Genomic DNA, 1,265 nt, shown 5'->3' on the forward strand with positions numbered 1-1,265 from the left:
TTGCCCCACGCGTCGTACTTGTATTCGTGGTTGCTCCATTGTTTGAGGCGGTTTTCTTTAAGGCAGTTGCCTCTCGCATTTCAGTTAAGATCTACTTTATCTATAGTTTTTATAGAGATGCAAAAATCTTAGATTATAAAGTCATTGATTTTCATTATAAATGAAAATCTTGCTGCCCTTGTTATCAAAAAAAATACTGTTGACCGCCTCGCCAGAGTAGCTGACAGACAGCCTAATGCCAGGTGTGCTATTGCTTGAGAAGGTTGTGATTTCCACAACTTTCATGTTTTCCCATTTGTAACGGTAACTCCAAAATTCTGAATCGGAATCTATTCTGCACGCCCTAATAGGAAGTCCTTCTTCAAACTCGACAGCTTTCAGCCAATTAACTTCTCCGAAATTATTCTTTCGAAGAGAGTATTTTATCCCGCCGTCTGTCGATGCTGTCTCAATTTCACTGAGTAGCCCAGCCCTATCGAATGATTCGATTCTAATTAAGGTGGTGTCTAAAAAGTAATGTTTATAAACATTCTTTTTGTTTTTTGGTTCTTGAGCTAAAAATTCGACAGGCTTTACGCCTGACATTTCTAAGTCTAAAGGTATAATAGAACATGCAGGCCCCTTAGACCAGGAAACCTTATAGTCTAGGTTAGTATTAAATAAAAAAGCTTTTCGAAAATCATCATTTTCCAATTTCTCCAAGGTCAAATTTTTAAATGCTATTAAGTCTTCATGGCTCATTGGGGCTACCTCGCTTTTGGAAACTCTATTCCATCAGTTAACGATTTTTTAATCATGCTTAGAGAGTTTAGAAATTCTTCTCTTGTCTGTGCGCCAGACAAGGTTTCAAATATATGTTGCCTGTAAGCTTTCCCATGGACTCCGGCGCCTTTGTGTGGAGTTGTATTTGTGCCGGGAATTCTGTCTGACTCATTGTTAGGAAGCCAGATCCCATTACGTTTGTCATTGATTTTTATGTTAAAGCCTTCCATCTGTTCACGTAATGCTTTCATCATTGGGTCTTTTGAGTTGGATAGCACAATATGATGAGCATCAAACTTTCCACCACCCAACGGGCTGCTACCGAGATTTGCTCTTAATAGTCTCGCATCAGAAGCACATGAAAGACCGAATGGATCAACCCACCCATTAGGATTAGGTGCATATTGATAGAGATTATCCCCACCACTCAACCCAATCGGATCCTGCGTAATAAACCGTCCAATCTCCGGATCGTAATACCGAAACGTGTTGTAGTGAAGCCC

2 protein-coding genes are annotated in these 1,265 nt (G+C 39.9%); both read right to left on the bottom strand.

The genetic code is table 11. The annotated features are described in order from the left end of the window. Positions 1–141 precede the first annotated feature (141 nt). Positions 142–741 carry a hypothetical protein gene (locus tag AO388_RS02295; RefSeq protein WP_003432456.1) on the bottom strand — a complete coding sequence of 200 codons (600 nt, stop codon included), beginning with the start codon at positions 739–741 and terminating at the stop codon, positions 142–144. Positions 742–746: 5 nt separating this feature from the next. Further along, positions 747–1,265: RHS repeat-associated core domain-containing protein (locus AO388_RS26935; RefSeq protein WP_177343121.1), on the bottom strand; the 519-nt coding region annotated here is incomplete at its 5' end.

Origin of the sequence: Pseudomonas sp. ICMP 10191 (assembly GCF_001467335.1) — a bacterium.
Taxonomy (GTDB): domain Bacteria; phylum Pseudomonadota; class Gammaproteobacteria; order Pseudomonadales; family Pseudomonadaceae; genus Aquipseudomonas; species Aquipseudomonas cerasi.

Excerpts from the sequence above, each read along its gene's own strand:
- AO388_RS02295 (WP_003432456.1), bottom strand. The coding sequence starts at position 741 with ATGAGCCATGAAGACTTAATAGCATTTAAAAATTTGACCTTGGAGAAA.